This is a genomic window from Pseudomonas gorinensis, assembly GCF_042015035.1.
GTDB classification, from domain to species: domain Bacteria; phylum Pseudomonadota; class Gammaproteobacteria; order Pseudomonadales; family Pseudomonadaceae; genus Aquipseudomonas; species Aquipseudomonas gorinensis.
Map to the genome: position 1 here is coordinate 3123361 of NZ_CP167125.1, position 26729 is coordinate 3150089.

Below are 26729 nucleotides of genomic sequence, written 5' to 3' on the forward strand. Positions count from 1 at the left end.
TAACAAACACCCAAGTCTGGGTGTCGGCCTTCGCTCGCCTATCAATTGGGAGACAGACATGAATAAAGTCGCGCTTATCACCGGGATCACCGGTCAGGATGGCTCGTACCTGGCAGAACTGCTGCTGGAAAAAGGCTATACCGTGCACGGCCTCAAGCGACGTTCTTCGTCGTTCAATACCCAGCGCATCGATCATATTTACCAGGACCCGCAGGCCCTGCGTAAGAACCTGATCCTGCACTATGGCGACCTGGCGGATTCGTCGAACCTGACGCGCATCATCCAGCAGATCCAGCCCGACGAAATCTACAACCTCGGCGCCCAATCCCACGTGGCGGTGAGCTTCGATTCGCCGGAATACACCGCCGATGTGGATGCCCTGGGTGCCTTGCGCATCCTTGAGGCGATCCGCCTGTTGGGCCTGGAAAAGAAGACCCGTTTCTACCAGGCCTCGACCTCCGAGTTGTACGGTCTGGTGCAGGAAACGCCGCAGAAGGAAACCACGCCGTTCTACCCGCGCTCGCCCTACGCGGTGGCCAAGCTGTACGCCTACTGGATCACCGTGAACTTCCGCGAAGCCTATGGGCTGTATGCGTGCAACGGCATCCTGTTCAACCACGAGTCGCCGCGTCGCGGTGAGACCTTCGTGACCCGCAAGATCACCCGCGCCCTGAGCAACATCGCCCTGGGCCTGGAACAATGCCTGTACATGGGCAACATGGATGCACTGCGCGACTGGGGCCACGCCAAGGACTACGTGCGCATGCAGTGGATGATGCTGCAACAGGAGCACCCCGAGGACTTCGTGATCGCCACCGGCGTGCAGTATTCGGTGCGCGACTTTATTCGCTGGTCTGCGGCGGAACTGGGCCTGCATTTGCGCTTTGTTGGCGAGGGCGTGGAAGAGGTGGCGGTGGTCGAGCAGATCGACGGTGATCTGGCGCCGGGTATCCTGGTGGGCGATGTGATTGTGCGCGTCGACCCGCGTTACTTCCGCCCGGCGGAAGTCGAGACGCTGTTGGGCGACCCGTCGAAGGCCAAGCGCCTGCTCGGCTGGGTGCCAGAAATCAGCGCCCAGGAAATGTGCGCGGAGATGGTTCGCGAAGACCTCAAAATCGCCCAGCGCCACGCCTTGTTGCGCCTGCACGGGCATGACGCACCGATTGCAGTGGAGAACTGAGCATGGCACGTGACTTTGATGCGCGGATCTTCGTGGCCGGCCATCGCGGCATGGTCGGTTCGGCCATCGTGCGGCGCCTATGGGCCCTGGGCTACACGCAGTTGCTCACCGCCGGCCGTGACGAACTGGACCTGCTCGATCCGGCGGCGGTGCAGGCGTACTTCGCCAGGCACCGTGTGGACCAGGTGTACCTGGCGGCTGCCAAGGTCGGCGGGATTCACGCCAATGCGACGTACCCGGCCGATTTCATCTACCAGAACCTGATGATCCAGGCCAACGTGATCCACGCTGCCCACAGCCATGACGTGGAAAAGCTGTTGTTCCTTGGCTCGTCGTGCATCTACCCGGTGCATGCGCCGCAACCGATGATCGAAGCGGTGTTGCTGGACGGCGCGCTGGAACCCACCAACGAACCCTACGCGGTGGCCAAGATCGCCGGGATCAAGCTGTGCGAAAGCTACAACCGCCAGCATGGCCGCGATTACCGCAGCGTGATGCCCACCAACCTGTACGGGCCGGGCGACAACTACCATCCGCAGAACAGCCATGTGATCGCCGCCTTGCTGCGGCGCTTCCATGAGGCAACCCAGCGCGGCGATGAGGAAGTGGTGATCTGGGGCAGTGGCAAGCCGCGGCGCGAGTTCCTGCATGTGGATGATATGGCGGCGGCCAGCGTGCATGTGATGGAACTCAGCCAGGAACGTCACCGCGAGCAGACCCAGCCGATGTGTTCGCATTTGAACGTCGGCACCGGGGTGGATTGCACCATCGCCGAACTGGCCCAGGCGCTGGTGCGTGTCACCGGCTTCAAGGGGCAGTTACGCTTTGACGCCAGCAAGCCCGACGGCGCGCCGCGCAAGCTGCTGGATGTGAGCCGGATCAACGCCCTCGGCTGGGAAGCCTATGTGCCGCTGGAGGAGGGCCTGCGCGACGCCTACAACGCCTACCTCGCGGCCCTTGAACAGCCTCGGGGCTACTGATGAAGATCCTCCTGTACGGCATCAACTACAGCCCGGAGCTCACCGGCATCGGCAAGTACAGCGGTGAACAGGCACGCTGGATGGCGGGCCAGGGGCATGACGTGCGGGTGGTGACGGCGCCGCCGTATTACCCGCTGTGGCAGGTGGGCGAGGGGTATTCGCCATGGCGCTTTCGCACCGAGCAGGATGAGGGTGTGAAGGTGATTCGTTGTCCGCTGTATGTACCGCGCCAGCCTCGTGCGCTGACGCGGTTGCTGCACCTGATGAGCTTTTCCGCCAGTTCTTTTCTTGCGGTCATGGGGCAGTTGCGCTGGAAACCGGACCTGGTGATCCTGGTAGTGCCCACCCTGTTTTGTGCGCCCCAGGCACTATTGTTGGCCAAGCTCAGTGGCGCGCGCTCGGTGCTGCACATCCAGGACTACGAGGTGGACGCGATGTTCGGCCTCGGCCTCGGTGGCGGCTCCCTTATGCGTCGCCTGGCGTTTGGGCTTGAACGCTGGCTGTTGCGGCGCTTTGACCGGGTCTCGACGATTTCCAGCGGCATGCTCGACAAGGCCCGGGGCAAAGGCGTGAGCAGCAAGCGCCTGCTGTTCTTTCCCAATTGGTCGGAAACCGCCCGCTTTCGCCAGGTGCCCCACAGTCGTGGGCTGCTGCAACGCCTGGGTGTGGCGCCCGGCCAAAAGGTGTTGTTGTACTCCGGCAATATCGGCGAGAAGCAGGGCCTGGAATTGATCCTCGATGCAGCCCAGGCCCATGTCGATCGCCCGGAGCTGGTGTTCCTGATCGTCGGCCAGGGCACCGGCAAGGCGCGCTTGCTTGAGCGTGTGCAGCGTGATGGCCTGCGCAATGTGCTGTTTGCGCCGTTGCAGGCCTACGAGGATTTACCGGCGCTGCTGGCCTCGGCCGACGTGCACCTGGTGATCCAGAAGCGCGGGGTGGCGGACTCGGTGCTGCCTTCCAAGTTGACCAACATTCTGGCGGTGGGCGGCCACGCCATCATCACCGCCGACCCTGGCACCACCCTCGGCCGCCTGTGCGAGGAACACCCCGGCATTGCGGTGTTGACTGAACCGGAATCCGTCGCGGCGTTGAGCACAGGGATCGAGCGGGCACTGGCATTGCCCGCGCGCAACGAGGTGGCGCTGAACTACGCCAAGGAGTTCCTCGACAAGGAACGCATTCTGCAACGCTTTCTGGCACAGGTCTGATGGGTATGTGGCTTGATTTACCGACCTTCAATACGGTCGTGGCATCGACGCCGCTGGTGGCGATCGACCTGGTGGTAAGAAATACCCGTGGCGAGGCCCTGCTGGGCTTGCGCGTCAACCGGCCGGCCTACGGCTTCTGGTTCGTGCCCGGCGGGCGTATCCAGAAAAACGAAAACCTCGACAGCGCATTCCGGCGCATCACCTGCGACGAACTGGGGTACACCTTCGAGCGCGCTGAGGCGCGGCTGTTGGGGGTGTTCGAGCACTTCTACGACGACAGCGTGTTTGCCAACGCCGGGGCCGGGCCGGACACCCATTATGTGGTGCTCAGCTATTGCCTGGACCTGCCGGAAGGCCAGACCCTGCAGCCGCCCACGGAGCAACACCAGCATTACCGCTGGTGGTCCGAGGATGAACTGCGCATCAGCCTGCGGGTGCATGAACACACTCGCGCCTATTTCTGACTCTCTCTCCCGAGGACGCTCTCATGTTGTTACCCGTGATCATGGCAGGCGGTTCGGGGTCGCGCCTGTGGCCGCTTTCGCGGCAACTGAACCCCAAGCAGTTCCTGCGCTTGACCGACGCGCACCTTTCGATGCTGCAGCAGACCATCACGCGGCTGGAAGGCGCTAACGTCGCGCTGCCGCAGTTGATCTGCAATGAACAGCACCGCTTCCTGGTGGCCGAGCAGTTGCGCCAGTTGGGCATGGAACAGGCCAGCATCCTGTTGGAGCCGGCGGGGCGCAACACGGCGCCGGCCATCGCGCTGGCGGCGTGCAAGGCGGTGGCCGAGGACCAGGACCCGATCCTTCTGGTGCTGGCAGCGGACCATTTGATCGAAGACATCCCAGCGTTTCATGCCAGCCTGGAAGTGGCGCTGCCGCTTGCCCGTGACGGCAAGCTGGTGACCTTCGGTATCTCGCCCACCAGCGCCCATACCGGCTACGGCTATATCGAACAAGGCGCGGCGGCGGGCGAGGGCGGTTATCAGGTCAAGCGCTTTGTGGAGAAGCCGGACGCCGCCACCGCTGCCGCGTATGTGGCCGATGGTGGGTATTACTGGAACAGCGGCATGTTCATGTTCCGCGCCAGCCGTTACCTGGAGGAACTGGAACGCTTCCAGCCGGCCATCCTCAAGGCCTGTCGCGTGGCGCTGGAAGGCGGCAGCCAGGATCAACCCTTCACCCGCGTGCATGCCGCGACCTTTGCCGCTTGCCCCGACGACTCCATCGATTACGCGGTGATGGAAAAAACCAGTGACGCGGTGATGGTGCCGTTGCAGGCCGGCTGGAGTGATATTGGCTCGTGGTCGGCGTTGTGGGAGGCCAGCGAAAAAGACTCCAGCGGCAATGTGATACGCGGCGATGGGCTAAGCCTGGACACTCACGATACCTACGTACACGCTGACAGTCGGCTGGTGGCCACGGTGGGGGTGCAGAACCTGATCATTGTCGAGACCAAGGACGCGGTGCTGGTGGCCCACAAGGACCAGGTGCAGCAGGTCAAGGGCATCGTCGACCTGCTCAAGCAGGCCGGGCGCCATGAACATCTCAACCACCGCGAGGTGTATCGACCATGGGGCATGTACGACTCGGTGGACAACGGCCAGCGCTATCAGGTCAAGCGTATCACGGTGAAGCCGGGGGCCAAGTTGTCGGTGCAGATGCACCACCACCGCGCCGAGCATTGGATCGTGGTCAGCGGTACGGCCAGGGTCACCAATGGCGAGCAGACTTACCTGGTGGCGGAAAACCAGTCGACCTACATCCCCATCGGTCAGGTGCATGCCTTGGAAAACCCAGGAGTGATTCCCCTGGAATTGATCGAGGTGCAGTCGGGTTCCTACCTGGGCGAGGACGATATCGTGCGCTTTGAAGACAAGTACGGCAGGGCCTGATGTTTTTCGACAATTAATAACGTTTTAAATAACTTTGATTGTCCCGATGCAGTGGCCACCGGGCGCTTCACCGGAAAAACGTTATTTTCAACTAAGTCAGTTAAAAGTTGCGCGTCTGGTGCGTTGTTTAGTTGAGTGGCACTATCGACTTTCCTGTTCACTGACGATAAGGAGTCTGAAATGAGAAAATCACTGGCTATCATGGTGCTCAGTGTCTTGAGCACTTCTGCGTTGGCCGATGAGTTGCCGTTGGGACTTGATACGCAAGTGGTGGGTACCGTGACAGTTGGGCAAACGCTGCTGGTTGGCGCTGCCCTGATTGCGGGTGTTGCCGCGGTGTCCAACAGCGGCGGCAGCTCCAATGGCGGCGGCACTACGGGTACCACCGGTACTACCGGTACCACGAGTACCAGTCGCTAGTTGCCAGTTGCAAACCTTCCGCTTTTAGACCGCTTGGCACCCCCATCCAAGTGGTCTTTTTTTCTTGTTGTTTATCGCGAGTGTCCTAACACTATGATGCGTATTTTTCCCCTGGCCGTCGTGGCCGCTGTCTTATTGCAAGGCTGCATGTTTGCCCCGGGTCAATATATGGACACCGCGGCCTTGACTGAGCCGGGCGGGGCAGAGAGTAGCCGAGTGGATCTAATTCCAATTACCCCAAAGTTATTGGCCATGGACGCTGCCACGCAAGTGCCTTATGCCATCCCGGCGGAACTACTGAGTTATAAACCCGGCCCGTATCTGATCGGTGCCAATGATGCGTTGTATATCACCGTGTGGGATCACCCTGAACTCACCGCGCCGTCCGGCCCGCAACAGCAGATCGATGCTAATGGCCGACTGGTTAGCCCGGAGGGCAATCTGTTTTACCCCTATGTGGGCGAATTGGTTGCCAAGGGCCGTTCCATTGAGGCGCTGCGCAGCGAGATCACCGACAAGTTGCGCCGATACATCGACAGCCCCCAAGTGGATGTCAGTGTGCTGCGCTTTGCCAGCCAGAAAGTGGTGATCAGCGGCGCAGTGGTCAAGGCCGGGCCGGTGCCGATCACCACCATCCCCATGAACGTCAGTGAAGCCCTGGGGGCCGCCGGTATAGACCCGCTCAATGCTGACCTGTCGAACCTGACCCTGACCCGTGGCGGCAAGCACTACACCTTGGACCTGGATACGCTCAACCTCGAAGCGTCGCGTTTGAACGAGGTCTACCTCAAGGACGGTGACCAGCTTTACCTGGCCTACAACGATCGCAAGCGCATCTATGTTATGGGTGAAGTCATGCAGCCCCGTGCGTTGAGTTTCAAGACCCGCAGCATGAACCTCTCCGATGTGCTGGGTTCGGTGGGCGGGGTCAACCAGAACACCTCCAACGCCGATGCCATCTACGTGATTCGCGGTGCGCAGAACATTGATGTGGAACCGGCCAAGGTGTTCCAGTTGGAAGCCGGCTCCCCCTCAGCCATGGCCCTGGCCACGCGCTTTGATGTGCAGCCCCAGGACGTGGTGTTTGTCGGGCCGGCGAATATCACGCGTTGGAACCGCTTTATCAGCCAACTGGTGCCTTCCGCGTCGATTATCGGCATTGGTGCATCCACTCAGAACAACCTGAGCGAAGCCAACAGCCGATAGGGTGGAACCTGCGTGAACAGTCTGAAAATCGGTACGTACGCGGGGTTGGCGTGGCTGTTGGCTGGCTGCAATCCGCTGATGCAGGCCTCGCTCGACACCTTCAAGGCGGCGGTCTCGGGGCCTTCGCCCCTGGAGCTGACCCAGGCCCAGGTGGACGCCGTGCCGTTTCCCCAGATCCTGGTGAAGACGGTGTCCAGCGAAGGGGTGATGGCGATGATTCGCCAGCGCGGCGACCTGCAATTCTGGGTCGCGTCCGGCAAACAGGTGCTGTTGCTGCGCGACGGCCTGGTGGTGCGCACCGTAGGCCTGGGCACTGACCTGGACGGCACGCACTGGGACGGCCCGTCGCCCTTCCAACAGGGCCTGCACCGCGTGCCGGATGGCTATCGCAGTACGCGGCGGATCGACCTGGTGGACGGTTATCGCGTCGGCATCAGCGTCACCAGCCGCCTGACCCGCGAGGGCCTGGAGACCGTCGATATCCTCGACAAACCCTACACCTTGCTGCGCGTGGATGAAGACATCGAAGCCGCCGCCCTGGGCTTTCGGGCGCGCAACCGTTACTGGGTCGACCCCCGTGACGGTTTTATCGTGCAGAGCGAACAACACCTCAGCCCGCGCCTCACCTTGAAAATCACCCAATTGCAACCCGCACGCAAGGAGGCCCGATGAGCTGCCGTAGACGCTGGGTGCTGGCGCTGGCGTGGAGCTGTGCCGGCGCGTGCCAGGCCGCCATGACCGTCAGCGGTCAAGTGCTTCATCCGGGGCCGATCCCCTTGGCTCCCGAGGCCCGCTTGCTCGACGTGATCATCGCGTCGCAGCCGGATGCCGAGGGCTACTGGCTGGGTGCGGCCTGGCTGCGCCGGCCGTTGCTGGAACGCCAGGCACGCCTCAAGGCCGGTGTGCTGTTTGACCTTCAGACATTGCGCAACGCCGCGTTGGACGCCGGGCGCGAGAACCGCGCCGTTCAGGCGGCGCGCCTTTATCAGCAGGTGCAGGCACTGCCGGTGACCGGCCGGCAAGTCGCGGTGCTGGACCCGGTGGCGGTGGAAGTCGGCTTTGCGCCCAACCCGCGCGTCAACGATGGCGACCAGTTGATCTATCCACCCAGGCCCGCAAGCGTGCGCATCCTCGGCGCCGTCGCGGCGTCATGCACGGTGGCCTTCCAGGCGCAGCGCCAGGCCCGTGATTACCTGGATGAATGCCCGCCCGTGGCGGGCGCCGATCGCGACTACCTGTGGCTGATCCAGCCCGACGGCCACGTCACCCGCCTGGGCATTGCCCCATGGAACCGCGAGGAGGGCGCCGCGCCGGCACCGGGCAGCACCGTGCTGGTGCCGTTGCGCAGCGACGACCTGGAGCCGCCCACCCCCGAGTTGAACCAGCAACTGGCCGAGTTTCTCGCCACCCAACCCCTGGCCGAGGTCACGCCTTGAAATTATGTATTGCGGCCGTGCTGCTGGTGCCCTGTGGCGTCGCGCATGGCGAACCCCGTTACACCCAGAATGACTTCGGCGGCGTCGGGCTGCTGCAAACCCCCACCGCACGCATGGCCCCGCTTGGCGAACTCAGCGTGAATGCCAGCCGCACCGACCCCTATAGCCGCTACAGTTTTTCGGCGCAGCCGCTGGACTGGCTTGAAGGCACCTTCCGCTACACCGCGATCACCAACCGCCCCTATGGCCCTGAGTCGTTCAGTGGCGGCCAGAGCTACAAGGACAAGGCCGTCGATGCCAAAGTGCGCCTGTATGAGGAGAGCCACTGGCTGCCCCAGGTCGCGTTGGGGATGATGGACTTGGGCGGTACGGGGCTGTTTTCCAGCGAGTACCTGGTGGCCAACAAGCGCTATGGCGATGTGGATTTCAGTGCCGGTATTGCCTGGGGCTACATGGGCAGCCGTGGCGATTTGGGCAACCCGTTGGGCGCGCTGGATGATCGTTTCAACCAGCGACCCACGGCCGAAGGCTCCGGCAGTTTTTCCAACGGATATTTTCGCGGCCGGCCGGCGCTGTTTGGAGGCGTCGCCTACCAGACACCCTGGGCGCCGCTGAGCCTCAAGCTTGAATACGAGGGCAATGACTACCAGCACGAGCCGCGCGATAACAACCAGCGCCAGGACTCGCCGATCAACCTTGGCCTGGTCTTCAAGGTCGCCGACTCCATCGACCTGAGTGCCGCCTGGGAGCGGGGCAACACCGCCATGTTCGGGATTACCCTGCACACCAACTTCGTCAGCCGCAAGGCACCGGTCAAGACGTATGACCCACCGCCGCCGCCACTGCCCGCGCAGGCACCGACCACGCCCATGGACCAGGTGGATTGGGCGGCAGTGTCCAAGCGCTTGCAGGACAATGCCGGCTACAGCGTCCAACGCATCGCCCAGCGCGGGCCGGAGTTGCTGGTGTATGGCGAGCAACAGCGCTATTTCCATGGCGCCAAGGCCGTGGGCCGCGCCAGTCGTATCCTCGACAACAGTGTCAATGACCAGATCAGCTGGTTCACCCTGGTCAGCGAGCGGTACGCGATGCCGATCGAAGAAACCAGCGTGCCTCGCGAGACGTTTCGTGAGGTGGTCGCCAACCGCGAGGACTTGCAGGACCTGCACCGCCAGACCGAAGTCAATCGTGCCAGCGCGCACAACCAGACGGTGCTCTACACCCAATCCGCCAACCCCCTGAGCTACGGCGCCGGGCTGGGCTACAAGCAGAACGTCGGCGGCCCGGATGGCTTGCTCTACCAGGTTTCCGCCGACCTCGACGCCGAGTACCGTTTCACCCGCAACACCTGGTGGAGCGGCTTGCTCAGCGTCAACCTGCTGAACAACTACGATGGCTTCACCTACGACGCGCCCAGTGGCTTGCCACGGGTACGTACCGATCTGCGCAAGTACATGACCACGTCCGATGTGACCTTGCCGACCTTTCAGCTCAACCGTGCGGTGCAGTTGGACCAGGACCTCTACGGCATGGTCTACGGTGGTTTGCTGGAGTCGATGTATGCCGGTGTCGGCAGTGAAGTGCTGTACCGGTCGATGGGCCAGCGCTGGGCGCTGGGGGCTGACCTGAACTATGTGCGCCAGCGCGGGTTCGAGCAGGACTTCAGCCTGCGCGACTACCGCACGCTCACCGGCCATATCACCGGCTACACCGACTTGCCGTTCAACACCCAGGGCGCACTGAGTGTCGGCCGCTACCTGGCGCGGGATTGGGGCGCGACCCTTGACCTGTCGCGGCAATTCAACAATGGCGTGCGTATTGGCGCGTGGGTCACGCGGACCACGGCCTCCAAGGAAGCCTACGGTGAAGGCAGTTTCGACAAGGGCCTGTACCTGTCGATTCCCTTCGATGAGTTGATGAGCCTGTCGACCCTGCGCCGCGCCAACCTGGTGTGGGCACCGCTGACGCGTGATGGCGGTGCGCGACTCAACCGCGCGTACTCACTGCATTCGATGACCGATGGGCGTGACAGTGACCTGTTCTACAAGAACTTCGAGAAGATCACTGAGTAGGCAGTAGCCCTTGTGGCATGCGGGCTTGCCCTAATCGGCTTCTGTAGGAGCGAGCTTGCTCGCGAAAAACGTCAACGACAACGCGTGCTTCCTGAATGAACGCGGCGCCTGTGAGTTCTTCGCGAGCAAGCTCGCTCCTACAAAAAAGCCTTAACTGAACGGCATGCGGGCTTGCCCTAATCGGCTTCTGTAGGAGCGAGCGTGCTCGCGAAAAACGTCAACGATAACGCGTGTTTCCTGAATGAACGCGGCGCCTGTGAGTTCTTCGCGAGCAAGCTCGCTCCTACAAAAAACCCTTAACTGAACGGCATGAGGGCAAGCCCTAATGCCGTTTCAGTTAAGCGTACATCGCCTTCTGTAGGAGCGAGCGTGCTCGCGAAAAACGTCAACGATAACGCGTGCTTCCTGAATGAACGCAGCGCCTCTGAGTTCTTCGCGAGCAAGCTCGCTCCTACAAAAAGCCTTAACGGGCAAGCCCGCTCGCCACAGTGATCTAGTAGATGTCTTTGGACAGCAGCGTAAACGGCGTTTTCAGCAGGATCTTGATGTCCAGCCACAGTGACCAGTTGTTGATGTAGCGCAGGTCGATATCGACGCGTTTTTGCATCTTCTCCAGGGTCTCCGTTTCCCCGCGGCAACCATTGATCTGTGCCAGGCCGGTGATACCGGGCTTGATGCGATGGCGTGCCATGTACGCGTGAATCTTCCCGGAGTAGTAGTCGTTGTGCGCCACCGCATGGGGGCGTGGGCCGACCAACGCCATGTGCCCCTGCAATACGTTGAACAATTGCGGCAGTTCATCGATGGAGGTGCGGCGAATGAAGCGGCCCACCGGGGTGATGCGCGAATCGTTGCGACTGGCCTGGCGCACTTCCTTGTCGTCATGCACACGCATCGAGCGGAATTTCCACACCTTGATCACCTGGCCGTTCCAGCCGTGCCGGTCCTGTTTGAAAATCACCGGGCCGGGAGAGGTGAGCTTGATCAGCACGGCGAACAGTAACAACAACGGGCTTAGCAGGATGATCGCCAGCAATGCCAGGCTCTTGTCCAGCAGCGACTTGCTCAGGGCCGCGGTCGGGCGGCTGGTCAGTGGGCTTTCATTGAGGAAAATCGCCGGCAAGCCATCCACCTCGGCGACGCAGTGGTTGAGCAGCAGCATGTTATTGAGGTCGGGCACCCAGATCACATCCACGCTGATGTCCAACAGGTTGATGTACAACGCCTCGATATGCGTGGCTTCCTGCAGTGAATGGGTGATGTAGAGCCGACGGATACCGTGCTGGCGAATCAACTGCGGCAGGTCCGGCAGCTCGCCGAGTATCTGCGACTGCAGCTGCGGCGCAGCGGTGTCGCGGGCGCCGACCAAGCCAACCAGGGGCGAGCGTTTACGCCGGGACAGGGTGGTGGCCAGGTCTGCGGCGAGCTTGCCTGTACCGACGATCAGCGATTTATGCCGCTCGTGAAGTTGGTTGTGGTAATAACGGGAAAGACTATGAATAGGGATATAGCATAATGCTAGTAGCGCGTAGCTGGTGGCGGCCCACAGTAACAGGATCTCCAGGGGGAACAGTGCCCCGGCATTACAGGCGATGCCCACGGCTAATAAAATAATCAGTGTTAGCAGCCAGCCCATGAAGAGCCGCCCCAGGCCCACGCCATAATCATCTTTCTTGCTGTACACATCGCACAACATATACGCCGGTAGAGAGGCAAGTATCGTAAAAGCGGCCAATGCCCGATAGTAATAGTCAAGTTGGCCGGTCTTTAAAACAACCAATGCAAATAGTAATGCCACGACCAGGCTGGAGGCCAGTGTCCATTGCCCCCAGAAGGTCAAGCCTTTAGGTGTTAGATGACGATGCATTCTTTGGTTATTCAGCATGCTACTGCTCCCAGTGGTGACCACTCGTGGTGGCAGAGTTAAGCGACACGTGGCGTTAATAACCACCAAACGACAGGCGCGCAGAGGCGCACAAAGGGATAGTAATCAACGGTAGGGAGCAATAGCTGACGACTTATAACAGGGTCATGGCAGTATCTAGTAGCTGTATGACGAGGAGGGGGTTGTTATAAAAAGGCAGTTTTAATAGGGTGGTGGGTGGCAGGGTGATTATTGTGTAAGTGTATTATTTTTGTTTTAGTGGCGTTGCGTGGTGAGCTCCAGTGATTTTTTTATCTTCTGCGTCAAACAATAGCCTCGATTTCGCACTGAACGAAACAAGCGCTCGCCGTCGTTAACCCGTTTGAATTTTTCCTGGAGGCGGCTAAGGCACATTTCCAGACCGCGATACAGTTCAGGTTCGCGCCCGATGTTGCGGATCAGTTCCTCTTTGCTGACCACCCGTTCTTCATGGTGGAGCATCTTCTTGATCAGCGCCGATTCAATCGTGGTTAATGAAATACGCAGGCCACCTTTAACCAGTATCCGATCCTGTTGTGTCAGTAACCAAAAGTCCGGCGTGTGCAGCGCGGTGAAGTCAGCGTTGTTTTCCTGGAGATTGCGATGTGTCTTAGTATTGGTAAGTTGAGATTTTAAGTGGCTGTCACTGGACGGTTGTGCAGCAGCCTGCAGACACGGTGTTGACGGGGTAGTTGAGAAGTTGAGTTTATCAATGACAATGTAGTGACTTGTCGGTGGGGTGAAGTAGTGGTTGTGATGCAACGGAGTGTCGATCACCGCAGACGTTAGCGTGGCCCTCACGGTATTGTCCCGTAAAGTATAAGTGTGGTCGCGATAGGTCAACTCGACGTTGGGTGCAAAATCCTGAAGCGCAATAGGCACAGGTGCGGGCGAGAAGGCGTGCTTTTTGAGTGAGCTCATCGTGTTCACCGTTATCAGTGGGGGGAGAAAACTATAAACTTTCAGCGGGCGAGTAATAACCGCCCTGAAAGTAATTAAAAGGCAGGTGTTTGGCGAGCATGGCACTGTCGGAAAATTCAACCTGGTCCGCGATAAATGACACGCGCGTGACGCTTATCAGCTCTAGCATACGGTCGTAGAGCCGATTGAACAGGTCGGAGTGCGTATTTAGGCTCAAGCGGATGGCCGTGTCCGGAAAGGGCATTTTTATATAGTCATAGAGCTTGAGTTCTATCAGCAGGTCAGCCGGCTTTGTATCGAGTTTGTAGTTGTTGTAGGCAAGTTTGATACCGCTGCGGTCTTTCAGGGTATAAAGCTGGCGCACCATGGCCCTGCGCTCCACTGGACTTGGCAATGCGTCCAAGGGGTTTTCTACGCTGATGACGAGTTGCTGTTTGTACTGCTCCAACGTATCGGAAGTTTGGATTAACTGCTTGATCATGTCTGGGCACATCAGTGCCGATTGGTCAATGCGCAGGAACTTATGCATGGCCGGGTAACGCGAAGCCGCTGGTAGTTTTCGGGTTGCGTTCGTTGAACGTGGCGTCAACAGTTGCAGGGCCTCACGATAGGCACATTGCAGTTGTTCGCGGCACATCGGATGCAGCTCATGCGCATGAGTGAGCAAGTTGGTCGTGCTGTCGACGCGAGTTTCACTTCCCCATAGCGTGCAGTTTCGTTCAACTATCGCCTGCCTCAGGAACTTGAACTCGGCAATGCCTGCAGGTGATATTTTCTCGCTATTCACGATTCGACCTCTCCTTGACAGGGTGCAGATGGTTGGCAGAAATAATCCCGCGGCTTAATTTATAGCCGTAGCCTCGAATATTCTGAATGATGTTTTCGCCATATTGCGCCTTGATCTTGCTGCGCAGGCGGCTGATGGATTTTTCCAGAGCGCGGGAATCGTAGAACTTGGTATTGAGCCCCATGACCGCGGCGATTTCATCGTGACTGAGCAGTCGCTTATGAATCAGTGCTTCGAGTACCTTCATTTCAACGAAGGAGATCTCTAACTTTTGGCCACCGCCATAAATGCACATGCGGTCCTGGTCGAGGATCAGTTCGCAAGAATCCGACCGATACGTTTCATTCAGAAACGCATCGACTAAATCGAGTTTTTTCTCGGGGGAAGTTTCGACTACTTTGATGCAGTAATCGGCGCCGGCCAAATAGTATTTGGTCTTGCTCTGGGTGGACGCAAATGTCACCACGACACATATGATGCAACCCGGATGTTGGGTTCGTGTCTTCTTTATGATGTCCAGAGTTTGATGGCTGGCAGAGGGCGTATCGATTTCTATAATGATGGCGCGGTAATTGACGGGGTCATCCAGTGAGTCAACTAGTTGGCCGTAGCTACGTGTATCGACTTTTAAATCATTCGGTACAGTGCGAACTATAAGCGCTCTAAAATCCTCGGTTTTAGACGGAGTCCGTGCAATAGCGAGGACGTTGGAAAAATGCATCACCTACTCCCTTTTCCGGCATGCAAGGCCGACAGTTCAATCGCTGCTAGCGTTTAGATACTAATCGAATTGATTACGGCAAAACGTGACAAATTTTAACATTCGTCCGTTTATTCTATAGGAGTGAACGCGGTGAGCGGGGGGTGTTGCGAGGGTATTTGTGCAGCTGTAGACATATGCTAGTGCAGTTTTTTAATGCGCCTGAATTCATAGAATAAGCGCAACGCTTGAAACGAGAGGCAGAGAGCCAGCCACCGGTAGAATCCAGGCTCTCACACCGAAGGATTCAAGCGCAGATGACTACGCATTACCGGCAGCTGACTCAGGGACAACGTTACCAGATTGAGGCTGGCTTGAGCGCCGCAGAGAGCCAGGCGAGCATTGCAAAGCGGGTCGGCGTGCATCCCTCGACGATCAGTCGCGAGGTTCGCCGCAACAGCACCCAGAATATCTACAAGGCTGTTTCTGCGGCCCATGAAAGTGATGCTCGTCGAGCGGGTGCGCGCAAGTTTTGCAAGCCGGCGACATGGCTCAGCCATCATCTCCCGGTGTGGCTCAAGCATGGCATGAGTCCGGAGCAGATCGCCCAGCGGTTGAAGCAGGAGCAGCCAAGCCGGGCGGTCAGCCATGAGTGGATTTATCGGTTCATTGCCGCCGAACAGCGCGCCGGTGGTGAGCTTTATACCTATCTGCGACATCGCCGAAAGCGCTACCGGAAACGCTATGGAAGCCACGATCGGCGCGGGCAGCTGCGTAATCGCGTGTCAATCAGTGAACGCCCAGCCGAGGTCGAAAGCCGCGAGCGCCTGGGGGACTGGGAGGGCGATACGGTACATGGACTGGGCGGTAACCTGGTGACCCTGGTTGATCGCAAAAGCGGCTATCTGAGCGCCTATCCGGTCAAGCGCAGAACGCGCCGGCAGGTAACGCGGGCGATCAATCTGATGCTTCAGGGCCATGCCGCTCACACGCTGACGCTGGATAACGGAAGGGAGTTTGCCGGGCATGAACGCATCGCGCTACGGAGCCAGTGCCAGGTCTTTTTTGCAGACCCCTATTCATCCTGGCAACGTGGCACCAATGAAAACACCAACGGTCTGCTCCGCCAGTATTTCCCCAAGGGCAGCGACTTCAGCAAGCTGACCGTCGAAGCCGTCAATCGGACAGTAGCGAGGATCAATCTACGCCCGCGCAAGCGCTTGGGCTGGAAGACGCCGTACGAAGTGCATACAGGGGTGAGCGTTGCACTTATGTGTTGAATTCAGGGCGTGATAAGTAATTTAGGTGAAGCGGTCTTTGTCCGTGATGGCAGTTTAGTATTTGTCATATGTGGAGGATCGTGAGGTGTCGACCAAGCCCCTTCGCACTATAAGTCTTTGCGCGGCCGACTGACTGGCCGACCCAGGCGAATCTCGGCACACAACCCGCCGCCCAGACGATTGCTCAAGGTCAGCGTCCCGCCAATCGCCACCACCAGTTGTTGCGCAATTGCCAACCCCAGCCCCGTGCCGCCGGTGCCACGATTGCGTGAGTTTTCCACCCGGTAAAACGGCTGCAGCACTTGCGTCAGTTCACCCTCGGCAATCCCGGGGCCGCGGTCCAGCACCTTGATCGACAGTTCGCCCGTCGCCGTAGCGCCCACTTCCAGCTCGGCGCTGCCGGCAAATTTCAGCGCGTTGTCCACCAGGTTGACCAGCACGCGGCGCAGTGCGTGGGGGCGGGTGTCGAAGACCCGAGCGCTTCTGCCAGACAGGCTGACGCGCTTGTTCATGTCCTGATAGTCAAACACCAGGCTGTCGAGGAATGCGTCGAGGTTGATACGTGCACTGGCCTCGCTGGCGCCGTGCACGCTGCGTGCGTAGGCCACGCCTTCGCGCACCAGATGCTCCATTTCGCCGAGGTCGCTCCACAGTTTGTCGCGGTCGGTGGAGTCTTCCATGAGTTCGGCGCGCAGTTTCATGCGGGTGATGGGGGTTTGCAGGTCGTGGGAAATCGCCGCAAGGATCTGCATGCGTTCCTTGAGGTACTCGGCAATGCGTTGCTGCATGGCATTGAACGCGACCGCGGCGTGGGCGACTTCGGTGGGGCCGGTTTCGTCCAGGGGCGTCGGGTGGGCGTTCGGGTCGAGGGTTTCCACGGCGCGGGCCAGACGGGTCAGCGGGCGGATGGCCAGGCGCACGGCCGCCCAGGTACAGCCGAGCAGCAGCGCCAGTTGCAGGACCAGCACCACCGGCAGCCAGTGTGCAACGGGCGGGGCGGCGGGGCGTACGTCGAGGGTGATCGGGTTGCCATCAGCCAGCGTCAGGTGCGCCTGAAAGTGTTTCTGTAGGCCGGGGATCGTGCGAAAGGTCAGGGGGTAATGCTCGCCCAGGGCATGCCTGATCGACGCGGCCGCCATTGGTATGTCATCACTTTTCATTGGTTCGCCGCTTTCGCCGGCATTGAGCAGGTAGCGATAGTTCTGCCGGTCCAGGCGCGGCAGCCAGCTGGCGCGCTCATTGGCGGGCAGGCGGTCGAGGATTGCCACCGAGGTGGCCACATCGTTTTCCAGGTTATCCAGCATCGTGGTGCGCGCGCTGATATAGCGCTCGTAGAACTGCGCACTGAAGGACAGGCCATGGGCACACACCAGGCTGACCAGAAAGATCAGCGACAACTGCGACGCCAGCGTGCGTGGCCAGCCGAGGCGCCACTTCATTGTCCGGCCCCGAGGATTTCCACCGGCAGGGAGAATACATAACCCTCGCTGCGCACGGTCTTGATATAGGCCGGTTCGCGGGCATCATCCAGCAGGCGCTGGCGCAGGCGGCTGACCAGCAGGTCGATGGAGCGGTCGTATAGGTCCGCGTCGCGACCCTGGGTCAGGTTGAGCAACTGGTCGCGGCTGAGTACCCGTTGCGGGTGATCCAGGAACACGCGCAGCAGACGATATTCCGCGCCGCTCAGGGCCACCTGGCTGTCGTCGGTATCGAGCAGATGGCGCGCGGTGGTGTCCAGGCGCCAGCGCCCGAAACGGATCAGGCGCCCGGTTTCGCTGACCACCAGGTTCGGCGGCAGCATGCGCGTGCGGCGCAGCACCGCGTTGATCCGGGCCAGCAGCTCGCGTGCGGCGAAGGGTTTGACCAGGTAATCATCCGCGCCCATTTCCAGGCCGATGATGCGGTCGGTTTCATCGTTGCGCGCGGTGAGCATCAGCACCGGCGTGCCCTTGTGCTTGCCGACCCGCAGTTCCCGGCACAGCTGCAAGCCATCGTCGCCGGGCATCATGATATCCAGCACGATCAGGTCCACCGGGGTGGTGTCGAGGAAGCTGCGCATCTGGCGACCGTCGCCGACCACGCTGGTGCGCATGCCGTTTTTCTTCAGGTAATGACCGAGCAGTTCGCGGATCTCCCGGTCGTCATCCACGATCAGGATGTGATCGACGTGGTCCATGCTGTTTTCCTCAAGCAGTCATTATTGCTGCGCAGTCTAGTCACTGCCCGATGCCTTGCCTTGTGCCCTTTGTATGCCAGTGTATCTGGCGATAAGCAGATACACGGTGAGGCTAAAATACCGATCCCGCGGGCTTTTTTCGACACAATCCCGATACCTCGCGCAGGCTCAATGAGCGTCATCGAACACCTGCCGAGGACGCTGTGATGAAGACCCGGACCATCTGCTGTTTATTCGCGAGCCTGACCCTGGCCGCTGCCTTATGTTACCTGCCGCCCAAAACCGTCGACGCCGAGCCTTTCAGCCAGTCCGACCCGACCATGCCGTCCCTGGACGGCGCCGTGGCCTGGCTCAACTCAGCACCGCTTGATGCGGCCGCGCTGAAGGGCAAAGTGGTGTTGGTGGATTTCTGGACCTACGACTGCATCAACTGCCAGCGCAGCTTGCCGTACGTGAACCAGTGGGCGAACAAGTACGCCAAGGACGGCCTGGTGGTGATCGGCGTGCACACCCCCGAGTACGACCACGAAAAAGTGCTGGATAACGTGCGTCAGCAGGTGAAGAAACTGGGGATCGGGTACCCGGTGGCTATCGATAACGACTTCAGGATCTGGCAGGCGTTCGACAACCAGGCCTGGCCGGCCCATTACTTCTTCGACGCCACCGGCAAAAGGCGCTACAGCCATTGGGGAGAGGGCCGTTATGACGAGCAGGAGCAGGTGATCCAGACACTGTTGGAGGAAGCCAGGGCGTTGCATCCGGCTGCACCTGGCACGGTTGGGGCGCGTCACGCCTTGAGCAGCAGCGCCTCGAACAGCTGCCGCACCTGCGCTTCATCACTGTGGGCGACATTGAAGCGCATCGAGTCGCGATGGGCCGGGTCGTAGCCGAACAGTGCGCCGGGCGCCAGCACCATGCCTTGCTTCAATGCGACCTGGGCCAAGCGCTCGCCGTCCACACCGGCGGGCAGGCGCGCCCAGATGAACATCCCGCCTTCATACCCCATCGGCAGTTCACAGCCACACCGCTTGAGCCATTGCTCCACCCGCCCACCGGCCTCCGTCAGGCGCTGCACCATGCGCTTGCGATGTTTGGCGTAGCTGCCTTCGCTGAGCATGCGGTAGACGATCTGCTCGAACAGCTCGGAGGTCACGCCGCCGCTCATCAACTTCATGTGGGTCAGGTTCGCCGCCAATTGTGGCGCCGCCACCACGTAGCTGACGCGGGTGTTGGCGCTGAGGATCTTGGAGAAGCCTGACAGGTAGGTGACCTGGTCGAGCCCGGCGAGGGCGGCCAGGCGGGGCGGCGGGTTGGGGTGAAGGTCGCCGTAGAGGTCATCCTCGATGATATGGCAGTGGTAGCGCTGGGTCAGTTGCAGCAGGCGAAACGCCTGGCCAGGGCTGAAGGAATGCCCGGTGGGGTTGTGCAGCACGCTGGTGGTCAGGTACAGGCTGGGGCGGTGCTCGGCCAGCAGCTGTTCGAGGGCGGCGAAGTCGAAACCGTCGGGACGACGTTGGATCGTCAACACCTTGACCCCGTGCAGGGCCAGGTTGGCGTGGAAGTTGAAGTAGCACGGTGCGTCCAGCAGCACCGTGTCGCCGGGGCGCGCGAGCAGGCGCATCAGCATGTCCAGGCCCTGCACGGTGTTGGGGGTGGTGATGATTTGCTCCACCGGTACCGACAAGCCTTCGCCGTGCAGCTTATGTTGCAGCGCCTGGCGCAACGGCAACAGCCCGGCCGGCGTGCCCAGCCCGGCGATACGCAGCGATGGCGCACGTACGACGCTGCGCATCGCCTGGCGAATCGCCTCGCTGTCCAGCCAGCTTTCCGGTAAGTGGCCGCCGCCGGGGCGCAGGTCGCTGCCGGCGCTGACCAAGGGCCGTCGCAACACACTGAGCAGGTCCTGGGGCAGCAGGTCGACCCAGGCCGCCGAGGCGGGGCGGGCGGTGTCCATCGCCACGAAGAAACCGCGGCCTTGGCTGGACGTCAGCAGGTTGCGCCCGCGCAGGCGATCCAGCGCTTCGTTGAGGGTGAATTTGCTGACGCCCAGGGTCTCGGTCAACTCACGTACCGACGGCAATTTGCTGCCGGGTGCCCATTCGCCTTGCTCGATGGACTGGTTGAACGCGTCGACAATCTGCTGCACCTTGGGGGTGCCGTCGACAAAAGCGATGGGGGTTACCAACATAAGGCTTCCTTGTCTTTGCCGGTCATTTTACCGGTGAAGTTCGGGCGAATTAGGCATTACTTTACCTGCCTTGCGCAATGCCACTGTCCTAGACTGCGCGGCATCCGGCCCATCTGCGGCTGTCTGATCCCAGGAGCCAGGGCCATGACCAGCGCATTGACGCTATCTTCGTTTCTCTACTTTCTGCTGTTTTGCACCACCCTGACGTTCAGCCCAGGCCCCATGACCCTGTTGCTGCTGAGCCTGGGCTTGAAGGGCGGGTTGCGCAATTCGATCCCGGCGCAGGTCGGTGCCAGCGTGTCGTACCTGATCTCGATCCTGATCTTCGCCGTGGGGTTTTCCGAACTGATCAAGGGCAACCTGGCGATTACCCAGGGCATCCAGATTGTCGGCGTGGCCTATATCCTCTACCTGGCCTACAAGCAGTGGACCAGCAGCGGCCTGCCAATCGACACCGCCGGCAGTGTCGAGGGCGCGCGCGGCCTGTTCGGCAAGGGCTTGCTGACGGGGTTTTCCAACCCCAAGACCCTCATTATGTTCAGCGCCGTGTTCCCACAATTCGCCGGGGCAGGGGAGCACCGCTCGACGACGGACATCGCCATCCTCGGGCTGACCTTCCTGCTGCTGCAATGTGCCAGCGGTTGCCTGTACTGCTATTTCGGCCAGCGTATCCGGCACGTGCTGGAAAACCCCCGGCGGCGGGTGGTGTTACAACGGGTCACGGCCGCGCTGTTGCTGGGGGTGGCGTTGATGCTGGCGCGGGGTTTTTCCCCGGCAGGGCTGTAAGCTTATAAGCGGTAGTGGCGTATTGCCGCCGCCCTGATAGACTCCAGGCATTCATATAGGATCATCAGAGCATGCCGGCCGCCGGAGGAAAGGGATTTCCGCTCGCTACACGCTTGTATAAATCCCGCACCCTGGGGCTGACGCTTGGCTTTGTGTGCGTGGCGTTTGGCATGTATCCAGTGAACCCGCCCCTATGGGTGTGGGTCTGGATGATCCTCAACGCCTTCGTATGGCCGCACCTGGCCTTTCAGTCCACATTGCGCGCGCCCCAGGCCCTGCGCAGTGAACGCCGCAACCTTCTGTTCGACTCCTTTTGCGGCGGCTTCTGGGTCGGTGCCATGCACTTCAACCCGCTGCCCAGCGTCACCACCCTGTCGATGATGACCATGAACAACGTCGCCATCGGCGGCCCGCGTTTCATGCTGATGGGCTGGGTGGCACAGGGGCTGGGGATTGGCGTATCACTGCTGATATTCACGCCCGCGTTCATTGCCTTGACCACGCCGGCACAGCTCTATGCGTGCCTGCCGATCCTCATGCTTTACCCGCTGGCCCTGGGCTGGATCTGCTACCGCCAGGCCTTGAACCTTGCACGGCATAAGCGCGAACTGCTGGCCCTGAGCCGCACCGACAGCCTGTCTGGCCTGCTCAACCACGGCGCCTGGAAGGACCATCTGGAAATCGAGTTTCAGCGCTGCCGGCGCGAGCAGCAGGGCGCGGCCATTGCGTTGATCGACATCGATCATTTCAAGGTGATCAACGACACCTACGGCCATGTCACTGGCGATATCGTCCTGCGCCAGCTCAGCAAGGTGCTGCGCCAGAACCTGCGTGTCGCCGACCTGGCCGGGCGCTACGGCGGTGATGAGTTCTGCGTGATCCTGCCGGGCATGCCGCTCAACCGTGCCACCGAAGTGATGGACGCCCTGCGTGATCGCTTCAACGCGCTGGCCTACGCCCAGGACCCGACCTTGCGCGCCAGCTTGAGCATCGGCCTGGCCCCTTATCAACTCACGCATGCCGACTCCACCAGTTGGCTCAATGACGCTGACCTGGCGTTGTACGAAGCCAAGAGCAGCGGGCGCAACTGCGTCAGTGCGGTGCAGGGGGCTTGGTTGCGGTCGGTCTAGTGGGGTAGGGTGTGGCGTGATCTCCCTATAAAAACAAGGACCGTTGCATGCTTTTTACCTTCCCCCGTACCCTTCTGGCCGCGACCCTGGCCTTGTCCTTCACGCTCCCGGCCTACAGCGCCGAACCCCATAAACAGATCCAGGCAGACGCCGAACAGTACAAGGCCGACGCCCTGAAACTGCTCGAGCGCCTGGTGAATATCGACTCGGGCTCCGGCTACGGGCCGGGCCTGACCCAGGTCAGTGACATTGCCGTCGATGAACTCCAGCAGTTGGGCTTCAGTATCGAGCGCGTGCCGGATGCGGCCGCCAACAGCAGCCATGTGATTGCCACCCTCAAGGGCACCGGCAAGGCCAGGATCCTGCTGATGGCCCACATGGACACCGTATTCAAGGAAGGCTCCGCTGCCGAGCGCCCGTTCCACATCAAGGACGGCCGCGCTTATGGCCCCGGCGTGATGGATGACAAGGGCGGCATCGTCGCCGGTATCTACGCACTCAAGGTCCTGAAAAACCAAGGTTTCAAGGACTATGCGCAAATCACCTTCCTGCTCGACGCCAGCGAAGAAACCGGCTCCGACGCCGCCTCCGAGCTGATCCGCAATACCGCCAAGGCCCACGACGTCACCCTGAACCTGGAGCCCGGCCGGCCGGCGGACGGCCTGGTGGTATGGCGCAAAGGCAGCGCCACTGCGGTGGTCGAAGTCAAAGGCAAGGCCGCCCACGCCGGCGTCGCTCCGGAACTGGGGCGCAACGCCGCCATGGAAGCCGCGCACCAGATCCTGCAACTGGGCAAGCTGGGGGATGAAGAGAAGAAAACCACCATCAACTTCACTGTGATCAAGGCCGGGGATCGCACTAATGTCATCCCCGATCAAGCCATCGCCAAGGCCGACGTGCGCGCGGCATTACCTGAAGAGTTCGATCGGATCGAAAAAGATCTGGCGCGGGTGTCGGCCAACAAGTTGATTCCCGAGACGCAAGTGAAGACCAGCTTGCAACGCGGCTTGCCACCGATGCCGCAGACACCGGAGTCAGACAAGTTGGTGGCGATTGCCCAAGGCATTTATGCGGAATTGGGCAAGCAGTTGACGATTGAAGGCAGTGGTGGCGCGGCGGATGCGAGTTTGTCGGCCGGGGTCGGGACACCGACGTTGGATGGCTTTGGGATTGTCGGCGGCAACATTCATACGCCTGAAGAATATGCGGAAGTGGAAAGTGTCGCGCCGCGGGTCTACTTGCTGAGCCGGATGATCATGGAGCTTTCAAAGCGCTGACCGGGATAGGCGCTCATCCGTTCAGTGTGGGTGAGCCCCTCTTAGCCGATGATCGCATCTCCCTTTGTGGCGAGTGAGCTTGCTTGCGTTGGGCTGCGCAGCAGCCCTGAAGCAAACAACGCGATTGACCTGAACATCCCCATCGCCTGGACTGGGGCCGCTTCGCGGCCCAACGCGAGCAAGCTCGCTCGCCACAGGGGGGGCGGTATAGCCTTGGAGAGCGGTGTCCCGGAAGGCTATCCGGCCGTCAAGTGGGAGGTTTCGACACTTATCTGCTTCTCCCGCCCCAGCACCAGGCTGCACAGCGCCGGCAAAAACAACAGGGTCAACACGGTGCCCACCAGGACTCCGCCAATCAGCACATAGGCCAGGGATGACCAGCCCTCGGACTATTTCCCTGTCGGATGCCCCGGCGCCTTCTCAACGCTCGATGCAGACCGTCGGTTTCACCTGAGCCCTGCGCAATATCACGCGGCGGATTGTGGTGGTGAGCGTGACAATGCCAACGGTTGGCTAAGAGGGGGATGGGGTTTGGCGGCTTGTCGTTGAGCTATTTATGTGACGGCAGTAGCGCGCCGATTGGGCGGGGCCAAGCGTGCCAGGTGTTGGCGGCGTATAGGGCTTCCCCATTGGCACGTGAGCGCCGGGTCAGCGGATTGTCCTATACGTAGAACGAACCAAGCTGCTTTCACCGGCTAGTACTCCAGCTTATGCCGACTTATGGTGTAGGCACTTTGGAGGACCACCATGAAGAAACTGATCGGCATCTACACCAGCCCCCGCACCCATTGGGTCGGCGATGGCTTTCCGGTGCGTACGCTGTTTTCCTACGACACCCTGGGCAAACACATCAGCCCATTCCTGTTACTGGACCACGCCGGCCCGGCCGATTTCACCCCCACTGAGCAACGTCGCGGCGTCGGCCAACACCCGCATCGCGGTTTTGAAACCGTGACCATCGTGTATGACGGCGAAGTCGAACACCGTGATTCCACCGGTGCCGGCGGCAAGATCGGCCCGGGCGACGTGCAATGGATGACCGCCGCCAAGGGCATCCTCCACGAGGAATTCCACTCTGAAGCCTTCGCCCGCAGCGGCGGGGCACTGGAGATGGTGCAACTGTGGGTCAACCTGCCAGCCAAGGACAAGATGGCCGACGCCGGCTACCAGACGATTCTCGACGGTGATATTCCGCTGTTGCCGTTGGCCAACCAGGCCGGGCAATTGCGCCTGATCGCCGGTGAGTTTGCGGGCACCCAAGGCCCGGCGCGCACCTTCACGCCCATCGATGTGTGGGACCTGCGCCTGCATGCTGGCAAGGCGCTCAGCCTGGACCTGCATGCCGGACGCAACACCGCCCTGGTGATACTGCGCGGTACGGTGCTGGTCAATGGCCAAGAGCTTGCGCGCCAGGGGCAATTGGCAGTGTTCGAGCGTGACGGTACCCAACTGACCCTGGAGGCCAATGACGACGCCAAGGTGCTGCTGCTCAGTGGCGAACCCATCGACGAGCCGATCGTTGGGCATGGTCCCTTTGTGATGAACACCGAGCAGGAGATTCACCAGGCGTTTGCCGATTTCCAATCGGGTAAGTTCGGGCGGATGTAGCACTGAAAGGTGACGCCAAACCTGATGTGGGAGCGAGCGTGCTCGCCCCCACATTTTGTTCTGCGCTATACCCCGCATCCCCATTTCATGCGATCTTCCCGTCATTCACCCTGGAGTCGCCTGGATGCCCTCATTTATCGCTGATCACCCGATGTTATGCGCGCTGGCGCTGATCTTTATCGACATCGCCGTATGGCGCCTGATTTCCGCCAACCTGGCCAACTGGAAGCTGGCGGCGCGGCTGGTGATCTTCGCGGTATTCAGCGCCGTGCTGTTCAACGACGGCATGAACCCCATGCAGTTGGCGCCTTATGCCGACAACACGGCCTTGCACCTGGCGGCCACCGCGTTGCAGATCGGCTGGTGGCTGTTCGCCGCGCGGACCCTCACGGTGTTGCTCGGCACCTTGATGATGCAGCGCGTCGGGCATACCGGGCGGTTGTTGCAGGACTTGATGGGCGCGGTGATCTTCTTGATCGCGATCATCGCCGCCATGGCCTATGTGCTCGACCTCCCGGTCAAGGGCGTGCTGGCGACTTCCGGCGCGGTGGCGATCATTGTCGGCCTGGCCTTGCAAAGCACCTTGAGTGATGTGTTTTCCGGGATCGTGCTCAATACCACCAAGCCCTACCAGCTGGATGACTGGATCTCCATCGACGGCACCGAAGGCCGTGTCACTGACATCGATTGGCGCGCCACGCGGCTGCAAACCTCCCAGGGCAGCATGGCGGTGATTCCCAACTCCCTGGCGGCCAAGGCCAAGATCATCAACTTTTCGCGCCCGGCGGATATGTTCGGCTTGTCGGTGTGCCTGCAAGTCAGCCCCCATGCGCGCCCGCAAACGGTGATCGAGGCGCTGGAGCGCGCGATGCAAGGTTGCCGGCCGCTGCTGGCCAAGCCCGCGCCGAGCGTGGCGTTCAAGACCTCGGCCAGTGGGGGCGTGGAGTACGAAATCAGCGGGTTCGTGCCGGCCATGCCGCTCAAGCGCGAGGTGCGCAACCAGCTGTATGACCTGGCCTTCCGGCATTTGCAGGCGGCGGGCGTGGGGCTGTTGTCCGCCACTGAAAGCAGCGCGCCGCCGGCGGTGTCCGGTGCGCGGGCGTTGCTGGAACGCTCGTCGATTTTCTCCACGTTGCGCCAGGAAGAGAAAGACACCTTCAGCCAGAACATGACCCTGCACAGCTACCGTGCCGGTGAAATGATCCTGCCGGCGGGGGAGGTCAGCGACCATTTGTTTATCGTGGAGTCCGGCGTGGTCTCGGTGATGCTGGTCAAGGGCGGGCACAAGTTCGAGGCCGGGCGCATGGGGCCGGGGGAAGTGATTGGCGAAGCCGGGATCTTGTCCGACGAGGCCACCCCTGCGGACTTCTCCGCCAAGACCTTCTGCACCCTGTACCGTATCGAAAAGGAATACCTCAAGCCGTGCCTGGATGCGCGGCATGACATCGGCGAAGCGATGAAAGCACTGCTGGATTTCCGCATCCATGCTGCGCAGGTCATGACCCAGGAGTCGCCGGTGGTGCCGGCGAAGAAGGGGTTCCTGCAGTGGTTGCGCAAGCGCGGGTTATAACGCG

General features: G+C 60.8%; 23 protein-coding genes and 1 pseudogene. 17 read left to right on the forward strand and 7 right to left on the reverse strand.

Annotated features, from left to right (window positions below; all coding sequences use genetic code 11):
* Positions 1-58: 58 nt before the first annotated feature.
* The 10 genes from gmd (at position 59) to AB7933_RS14365 (ending at position 10399) form a co-directional block, all read left to right on the forward strand.
* Entirely contained in the window at positions 59-1180 is a 1122-nt protein-coding gene (gmd, locus tag AB7933_RS14320; RefSeq protein WP_024074907.1) for a GDP-mannose 4,6-dehydratase, read from the forward strand.
* A gap of 2 nt (positions 1181-1182) precedes the next feature.
* Positions 1183-2160, forward strand: coding sequence for a GDP-L-fucose synthase (gene fcl, locus AB7933_RS14325; RefSeq protein ID WP_024074908.1), 978 nt, complete (start codon positions 1183-1185; stop codon positions 2158-2160).
* Positions 2160-3368: a glycosyltransferase WbuB gene (locus tag AB7933_RS14330; protein WP_024074909.1), complete on the forward strand. Its 1209-nt coding sequence runs from the start codon at positions 2160-2162 to the stop codon at positions 3366-3368. Before fcl ends, AB7933_RS14330 begins: the two co-directional genes overlap by 1 nt.
* 5 nt (positions 3369-3373) lie before the next feature.
* Complete coding sequence (locus tag AB7933_RS14335; protein ID WP_041161167.1) at positions 3374-3832, forward strand: GDP-mannose mannosyl hydrolase; 459 nt, start codon at positions 3374-3376, stop codon at positions 3830-3832.
* A 23-nt stretch (positions 3833-3855) separates the two neighbouring features.
* Entirely contained in the window at positions 3856-5265 is a 1410-nt protein-coding gene (locus tag AB7933_RS14340) for a mannose-1-phosphate guanylyltransferase/mannose-6-phosphate isomerase (protein WP_024074911.1), read from the forward strand.
* 180 nt (positions 5266-5445) lie between these two features.
* Positions 5446-5685, forward strand: a complete 240-nt coding sequence (locus AB7933_RS14345; protein ID WP_024074912.1) for a hypothetical protein — start codon at positions 5446-5448, stop codon at positions 5683-5685.
* Positions 5686-5778: 93 nt separating this feature from the next.
* Entirely contained in the window at positions 5779-6891 is a 1113-nt protein-coding gene (locus tag AB7933_RS14350; protein WP_024074913.1) for a polysaccharide biosynthesis/export family protein, read from the forward strand.
* A 12-nt stretch (positions 6892-6903) separates the two neighbouring features.
* A complete protein-coding gene (locus tag AB7933_RS14355) occupies positions 6904-7563 on the forward strand; it encodes a YjbF family lipoprotein (protein ID WP_024074914.1) in 660 nt (219 codons plus the stop codon).
* Positions 7560-8327, forward strand: coding sequence for a capsule biosynthesis GfcC family protein (locus AB7933_RS14360; protein ID WP_024074915.1), 768 nt, complete (start codon positions 7560-7562; stop codon positions 8325-8327). The genes AB7933_RS14355 and AB7933_RS14360 overlap by 4 nt, the downstream gene beginning before the upstream one ends.
* A complete protein-coding gene (locus tag AB7933_RS14365; protein WP_024074916.1) occupies positions 8324-10399 on the forward strand; it encodes a YjbH domain-containing protein in 2076 nt (691 codons plus the stop codon). The genes AB7933_RS14360 and AB7933_RS14365 overlap by 4 nt, the downstream gene beginning before the upstream one ends.
* 493 nt (positions 10400-10892) lie before the next feature.
* Here the strand turns inward: AB7933_RS14365 and AB7933_RS14370 are convergent, their stop codons facing one another.
* The 4 genes from AB7933_RS14370 to AB7933_RS14385 form a co-directional block, all read right to left on the reverse strand.
* The gene (locus AB7933_RS14370) at positions 10893-12284 is read right to left on the reverse strand and encodes an undecaprenyl-phosphate glucose phosphotransferase (RefSeq protein WP_069076429.1); all 1392 of its coding nucleotides are present in this window, start codon (positions 12282-12284) and stop codon (positions 10893-10895) included.
* A gap of 255 nt (positions 12285-12539) precedes the next feature.
* On the reverse strand, positions 12540-13223 hold the full coding sequence (locus AB7933_RS14375) for a winged helix-turn-helix domain-containing protein (protein WP_024074918.1): 684 nt from the start codon (positions 13221-13223) through the stop codon (positions 12540-12542).
* Positions 13224-13254: 31 nt separating this feature from the next.
* Entirely contained in the window at positions 13255-14010 is a 756-nt protein-coding gene (locus AB7933_RS14380; RefSeq protein ID WP_024074919.1) for a hypothetical protein, read from the reverse strand.
* On the reverse strand, positions 14003-14731 hold the full coding sequence (locus tag AB7933_RS14385; protein ID WP_024074920.1) for a winged helix-turn-helix domain-containing protein: 729 nt from the start codon (positions 14729-14731) through the stop codon (positions 14003-14005). Before AB7933_RS14385 ends, AB7933_RS14380 begins: the two co-directional genes overlap by 8 nt.
* A gap of 296 nt (positions 14732-15027) precedes the next feature.
* On the opposite strand from AB7933_RS14385, the gene AB7933_RS14390 reads away from it, so the two are divergent.
* Positions 15028-15990, forward strand: a complete 963-nt coding sequence (locus AB7933_RS14390) for an IS30-like element ISPpu17 family transposase (RefSeq protein WP_004577240.1) — start codon at positions 15028-15030, stop codon at positions 15988-15990.
* Positions 15991-16097: 107 nt separating this feature from the next.
* On the opposite strand, the gene AB7933_RS14395 is transcribed toward AB7933_RS14390, so the two are convergent.
* Together AB7933_RS14395 and AB7933_RS14400 are read right to left on the reverse strand one after the other, a co-directional pair.
* Entirely contained in the window at positions 16098-17429 is a 1332-nt protein-coding gene (locus AB7933_RS14395; RefSeq protein WP_024074921.1) for an ATP-binding protein, read from the reverse strand.
* Positions 17426-18166: a response regulator gene (locus AB7933_RS14400; protein ID WP_024074922.1), complete on the reverse strand. Its 741-nt coding sequence runs from the start codon at positions 18164-18166 to the stop codon at positions 17426-17428. Before AB7933_RS14400 ends, AB7933_RS14395 begins: the two co-directional genes overlap by 4 nt.
* Before the next feature lie 317 nt (positions 18167-18483).
* Between AB7933_RS14400 and AB7933_RS14405 the strand changes: the two are divergent.
* Positions 18484-18933, forward strand: a pseudogene (locus tag AB7933_RS14405) (thioredoxin family protein); the annotation flags it as partial.
* Positions 18934-18953: 20 nt separating this feature from the next.
* On the opposite strand, the gene AB7933_RS14410 reads toward AB7933_RS14405, so the two are convergent.
* On the reverse strand, positions 18954-20354 hold the full coding sequence (locus tag AB7933_RS14410; protein WP_024074924.1) for a PLP-dependent aminotransferase family protein: 1401 nt from the start codon (positions 20352-20354) through the stop codon (positions 18954-18956).
* Between the two features lie 144 nt (positions 20355-20498).
* Here AB7933_RS14410 and AB7933_RS14415 point away from each other — a divergent pair, with 144 nt between their 5' ends.
* The 5 genes from AB7933_RS14415 to AB7933_RS14435 all read left to right on the forward strand — a co-directional run bounded on the left by AB7933_RS14415 (position 20499) and on the right by AB7933_RS14435 (position 26725).
* Positions 20499-21140: a LysE family translocator gene (locus AB7933_RS14415; protein ID WP_024074925.1), complete on the forward strand. Its 642-nt coding sequence runs from the start codon at positions 20499-20501 to the stop codon at positions 21138-21140.
* 71 nt (positions 21141-21211) lie between these two features.
* Positions 21212-22270, forward strand: a complete 1059-nt coding sequence (locus AB7933_RS14420) for a diguanylate cyclase (RefSeq protein WP_024074926.1) — start codon at positions 21212-21214, stop codon at positions 22268-22270.
* 47 nt (positions 22271-22317) lie between these two features.
* Positions 22318-23547 (forward strand): M20/M25/M40 family metallo-hydrolase, encoded by a 1230-nt coding sequence (locus AB7933_RS14425; RefSeq protein ID WP_024074927.1) that lies wholly within the window; start codon positions 22318-22320, stop codon positions 23545-23547.
* 747 nt (positions 23548-24294) lie between these two features.
* The gene (locus AB7933_RS14430; protein ID WP_024074929.1) at positions 24295-25155 is read left to right on the forward strand and encodes a pirin family protein; all 861 of its coding nucleotides are present in this window, start codon (positions 24295-24297) and stop codon (positions 25153-25155) included.
* Positions 25156-25279: 124 nt separating this feature from the next.
* Positions 25280-26725 (forward strand): mechanosensitive ion channel family protein, encoded by a 1446-nt coding sequence (locus tag AB7933_RS14435; RefSeq protein ID WP_024074930.1) that lies wholly within the window; start codon positions 25280-25282, stop codon positions 26723-26725.
* Positions 26726-26729: the final 4 nt, after the last annotated feature.

Coding starts and splice junctions, on each gene's coding strand:
- AB7933_RS14430 (WP_024074929.1), top strand. CDS start 24,295: ATGAAGAAACTGATCGGCATCTACACCAGCCCCCGCACCCATTGGGTC.
- gmd (WP_024074907.1), top strand. CDS start 59: ATGAATAAAGTCGCGCTTATCACCGGGATCACCGGTCAGGATGGCTCG.
- fcl (WP_024074908.1), top strand. CDS start 1,183: ATGGCACGTGACTTTGATGCGCGGATCTTCGTGGCCGGCCATCGCGGC.
- AB7933_RS14400 (WP_024074922.1), bottom strand. CDS start 18,166: ATGGACCACGTCGATCACATCCTGATCGTGGATGACGACCGGGAGATC.
- AB7933_RS14435 (WP_024074930.1), top strand. CDS start 25,280: ATGCCCTCATTTATCGCTGATCACCCGATGTTATGCGCGCTGGCGCTG.
- AB7933_RS14375 (WP_024074918.1), bottom strand. CDS start 13,223: ATGAGCTCACTCAAAAAGCACGCCTTCTCGCCCGCACCTGTGCCTATT.
- AB7933_RS14420 (WP_024074926.1), top strand. CDS start 21,212: ATGCCGGCCGCCGGAGGAAAGGGATTTCCGCTCGCTACACGCTTGTAT.
- AB7933_RS14345 (WP_024074912.1), top strand. CDS start 5,446: ATGAGAAAATCACTGGCTATCATGGTGCTCAGTGTCTTGAGCACTTCT.
- AB7933_RS14390 (WP_004577240.1), top strand. CDS start 15,028: ATGACTACGCATTACCGGCAGCTGACTCAGGGACAACGTTACCAGATT.
- AB7933_RS14385 (WP_024074920.1), bottom strand. CDS start 14,731: ATGCATTTTTCCAACGTCCTCGCTATTGCACGGACTCCGTCTAAAACC.
- AB7933_RS14360 (WP_024074915.1), top strand. CDS start 7,560: ATGAGCTGCCGTAGACGCTGGGTGCTGGCGCTGGCGTGGAGCTGTGCC.
- AB7933_RS14340 (WP_024074911.1), top strand. CDS start 3,856: ATGTTGTTACCCGTGATCATGGCAGGCGGTTCGGGGTCGCGCCTGTGG.
- AB7933_RS14370 (WP_069076429.1), bottom strand. CDS start 12,284: ATGCTGAATAACCAAAGAATGCATCGTCATCTAACACCTAAAGGCTTG.
- AB7933_RS14415 (WP_024074925.1), top strand. CDS start 20,499: ATGACCAGCGCATTGACGCTATCTTCGTTTCTCTACTTTCTGCTGTTT.
- AB7933_RS14395 (WP_024074921.1), bottom strand. CDS start 17,429: ATGAAGTGGCGCCTCGGCTGGCCACGCACGCTGGCGTCGCAGTTGTCG.
- AB7933_RS14425 (WP_024074927.1), top strand. CDS start 22,318: ATGCTTTTTACCTTCCCCCGTACCCTTCTGGCCGCGACCCTGGCCTTG.
- AB7933_RS14335 (WP_041161167.1), top strand. CDS start 3,374: ATGTGGCTTGATTTACCGACCTTCAATACGGTCGTGGCATCGACGCCG.
- AB7933_RS14410 (WP_024074924.1), bottom strand. CDS start 20,354: ATGTTGGTAACCCCCATCGCTTTTGTCGACGGCACCCCCAAGGTGCAG.
- AB7933_RS14350 (WP_024074913.1), top strand. CDS start 5,779: ATGATGCGTATTTTTCCCCTGGCCGTCGTGGCCGCTGTCTTATTGCAA.
- AB7933_RS14330 (WP_024074909.1), top strand. CDS start 2,160: ATGAAGATCCTCCTGTACGGCATCAACTACAGCCCGGAGCTCACCGGC.